This is a genomic window from Streptomyces sp. NPDC060209 (genome assembly GCF_042728155.1).
In the GTDB taxonomy this organism is placed as follows: Bacteria; Actinomycetota; Actinomycetes; order Streptomycetales; family Streptomycetaceae; genus Streptomyces.
In genome coordinates, this window is the sequence record NZ_JBHWZS010000489.1 from 1 (window position 1) to 3,766 (window position 3,766).

General features: G+C 67.2%; 3 protein-coding genes. 1 reads left to right on the forward strand and 2 read right to left on the reverse strand.

Annotated elements, in window-relative coordinates; all coding sequences use genetic code 11:
* A partial coding sequence (locus tag ACFWFI_RS41590) for a cytochrome c oxidase subunit I (RefSeq protein WP_387400979.1) occupies positions 1–1,074 on the reverse strand: 1,074 nt, incomplete at its 3' end.
* Positions 1,071–2,039, reverse strand: a complete 969-nt coding sequence (gene coxB / locus ACFWFI_RS41595; protein ID WP_387400981.1) for an aa3-type cytochrome oxidase subunit II — start codon at positions 2,037–2,039, stop codon at positions 1,071–1,073. The genes coxB and ACFWFI_RS41590, both read right to left, overlap by 4 nt.
* Positions 2,040–2,311: 272 nt before the next feature.
* On the opposite strand from coxB, the gene ACFWFI_RS41600 reads away from it, so the two are divergent.
* On the forward strand, positions 2,312–3,766 hold a 1,455-nt coding region (locus ACFWFI_RS41600; protein WP_387400983.1), incomplete at its 3' end, for a cysteine desulfurase/sulfurtransferase TusA family protein.

A 3,766-nucleotide genomic window follows, 5' to 3' on the forward strand; every position in this document is an offset into this window, starting at 1 on the left:
GGACAACGATCCCTTCCACATCGTGCCGATCCAGTTGAAGAACTTCACCCCGGTCGGCACCGCGATGAGGAACGTCATGAAGGAGAAGAACGGCAATAGCACGCCACCGGTGACATACATGTGGTGAGCCCACACCGTCACCGAAAGACCGGCGATGGCGATCGTCGCGCTGATCAGACCGACATAGCCGAACATCGGCTTGCGGCTGAATACCGGAATGATTTCGGAAATGATTCCGAAGAATGGTAGAGCGATGATGTACACCTCTGGATGGCCGAAGAACCAGAAGAGGTGTTGCCATAGCAATGCGCCACCGTTGGACGCATCGAAGATATGTGCGCCGAATTTTCGGTCGACCTCCAGCGCGAAGAGCGCGGCGGCGAGGACCGGGAAGGCCAGCAGGACCAGGACACCGGTCAGCAGGACGTTCCAGGTGAAGATCGGCATGCGGAACATCGTCATGCCGGGGGCGCGCATGCAGATGATCGTGGTGATGAAGTTGACCGAACCGAGGATCGTGCCGAAGCCGGAGAAGGCCAGACCCATGATCCACATGTCGGCGCCGACACCCGGCGAGCGGACGGCGTCCGACAGCGGGGAGTAGGCGAACCATCCGAAGTCGGCCGCACCCTGCGGGGTGAGGAAACCGCCCACGGCGATCAGCGAGCCGAAGAGGTACAGCCAGTACGCGAACATGTTCAGCCGCGGGAACGCCACGTCGGGCGCACCGATCTGCAGCGGCATGATCCAGTTCGCGAAGCCGGCGAACAGCGGCGTCGCGAACATCAGCAGCATGATCGTGCCGTGCATCGTGAACGCCTGGTTGAACTGTTCGTTCGACATTATCTGCGTACCAGGGCGGGCCAGCTCGGCGCGCATGAAGAGCGCCAGAAGGCCACCGATGCAGAAGAACGCGAACGATGTGACCAGGTACATCGTGCCGATCGTCTTGTGGTCAGTGGTGGTCAGCCACTTGATGACGACACTCCCCGGCTGCTTGCGCCGCACCGGCAGCTCGTCCTCGAACGAGTCGTCTGCTGCCGCGGCACCCTGGGATTCATTGAGGATGCTCACAGTTTGTTCGTCTCCGCATTCCTGGCCGGGTCCGTCTGCTCGATGCCTGCCGGCACGTAGCCCGTCTGACCCTTCTCCGCCAGCTCCTTGAGGTGCTGCTGGTAACGCTCGGGAGAGACGATCTTGACGTTGAAGAGCATCCGGGAGTGGTCGACGCCGCAGAGCTCGGCGCACTTACCCATGTAGGTGCCCTCCTTCTTCGGCGTGACCTCGAAGGAGTTGGTGTGGCCCGGAATGACGTCCTGCTTCATGAGGAACGGCACCACCCAGAAGGAGTGGATGACGTCACGCGAAGTCAGGATGAAACGGACCTTCTCGCCCTTCGGCAGCCACAGGGTCGGACCCGGGTTGCCGTTCTGCGGGTTACGCGTACCGGGGATGCCCACGTCGTAGACGCCGTTGGCGTTCGCGGGGAAGTCCTCACGGAACTTGTCGGGGATGGCGTCGAGCTCCTTGGGGATCTCGTTGCCGGCGGAGGGCTCGCCCTCCACGTTCTCGATGTAGTTGAAGCCCCAGCTCCACTGGTAACCGACCACGTTGATGGTGTGGGCCGGCTTCGGGCTGAGCTCGAGCAGCTTCGATTCATCGCGCGCGGTGAAGTAGAAGAACACCGAGACGATGATGAGGGGGACCACTGTGTACAGCGCCTCGATAGGCATGTTGTACCTGGTCTGCTGCGGTACCTCCACCTTGGTCCTGCTTCGCCGGTGGAAGATGACGCTCCACAGGATCAGCCCCCAGACAAGGACGCCCGTGGCGAGCGCTGCCGCCCACGAGCCCTGCCAGAGGGAGAGGATCCGAGGGGCCTCTTCCGTTACCGGGGTGGGCATACCGAGGCGGGGGAAATCCTCCCAGTTGTATGAACAACCGGAGGCCGTCGCCAGGACCAGGCCCGCAGTCAGCACCTGCGGCAGCTTCCGCCGCATCGGGCGCCGCGACGAGCGGTCGGAGCCGTTGGGACTCACGTAGCGCCTTCCCGAGAGTCTCGCCCGCACGGTCGGCGCGCCCGTCTCACTTGGTCGGTCGCCGGCCCTGACGCGGGCAGGGGTTTGGATGTTTATGCGGACCAAACCCTACTGGACGCTATTTGGGGTCGCGCGGGGAGGGTGCCCAACGCGCCGCACGACACCCCGAAGGGATGGAATGCGGCCCTCCGGCCGTCATCTGACGCCCCCTATCCCCGTCACCACGACAGCCGGTCACCTGGTCACATCCTCGTGCGGGCTAGCGTGACGGCGTGCCCTACTTCGACGCGGCTTCCTCCGCACCCCTGCATCCCGTCGCCCGCCAGGCGCTGCTTGCCTCACTGGACGAGGGCTGGGCGGATCCCGCCCGCCTCTACCGTGAGGGGCGGCGGGCGGCGCTACTGCTGGACGCGGCCAGGGAGACCGCTGCCGAAGCCGTCGGCTGCCGTCCGGACGAGCTCGTCTTCACCTCGTCCGGCACCCGGGCGGTCCACTCGGCGGTGGCCGGAGCACTTTCCGGGCGTCGGCGTGTCGGCCGCCATCTGGTGCTTTCCGCCGTCGAGCACTCCTCGGTGCTCCATTCGGCCGCGGCCCTCGAAGCCGCCGGGGGGTCGTTCACCGAAGTCCCGGTGGACCGGACCGGAGCGGTGGACCCCTCCGCCTACGGACGGGCCCTTCGTGCGGACACCGCGCTGGCCTGCCTGCAGTCCGCCAACCATGAGGTGGGGACCGAGCAGCCGGTGGCGGAGACCGCCGAGATCTGTGCCGCCGCGGGCGTTCCGCTGCTGGTGGACGCCGCGCAGTCGCTGGGCTGGGGGCCGGTGCCCGGCCGCTGGTCGCTGCTGGCCGCGAGCGCGCACAAGTGGGGCGGGCCGGCCGGGGTCGGGCTGCTGGCCGTACGCAAGGGGGTCCGGTTCGCCCCCCAAGGGCCCGCCGACGAGCGGGAGTCGGGCCGTGCCGCCGGCTTCGAGAACATCCCGGCGATCGTGGCGGCGGCGGCCTCCTTGCGGGCGGTGCGGGCGGAGGCCGCGGCCGAGGCCGTACGGCTGCGCGCCCTGGTGGACCGGGTCAGGGCGGCGGTGGGGACGCTGGTGCCCGATGCGGAGGTGGTCGGCGATCCGGTGCGACGGCTGCCGCATCTGGTCACCTTCTCCTGTCTCTATGTCGACGGAGAGACACTGCTCCACGAGCTGGACCGGGCCGGATTCTCCGTTTCGTCCGGATCGTCCTGCACGAGCAGCACCCTGACGCCGAGCCATGTCCTCAAGGCGATGGGGGTGCTCACGGAGGGAAACATCCGCGTGTCGCTTCCGGCCGGGACGACGGAGGAGGAGGTCGGCGGCTTCCTCGACGTACTGCCGGGTGTGGTGGCCGAGGTGCGGGAGAGGCTCGGCGCGCCGGTTCCGACGGCCCCCTCCCCCGCGCCGCGGGCCTCGCTCGTGGTGGACGCGCTGGGCAGGCGCTGCCCGATTCCGGTGATCGAACTCGCAAAGGTGATCGGAGAGGTACCCGTGGGCGGCACGGTGACGGTGCTCTCGGACGACGAGGCCGCCCGCCTCGACATTCCGGCCTGGTGCGCGATGCGCGAACAGGAGTACGTGGGAGAGGAGCCGGCGGACCAGGACACGGCAATCTCCTCACTGCTGTTCACAAGTGGCTCCGCCGTTCATCCTCGCAGATCCGGCGGCGCCCCATCGGCCCTCGGGGCGGTCGTTCATCGTGCGGTG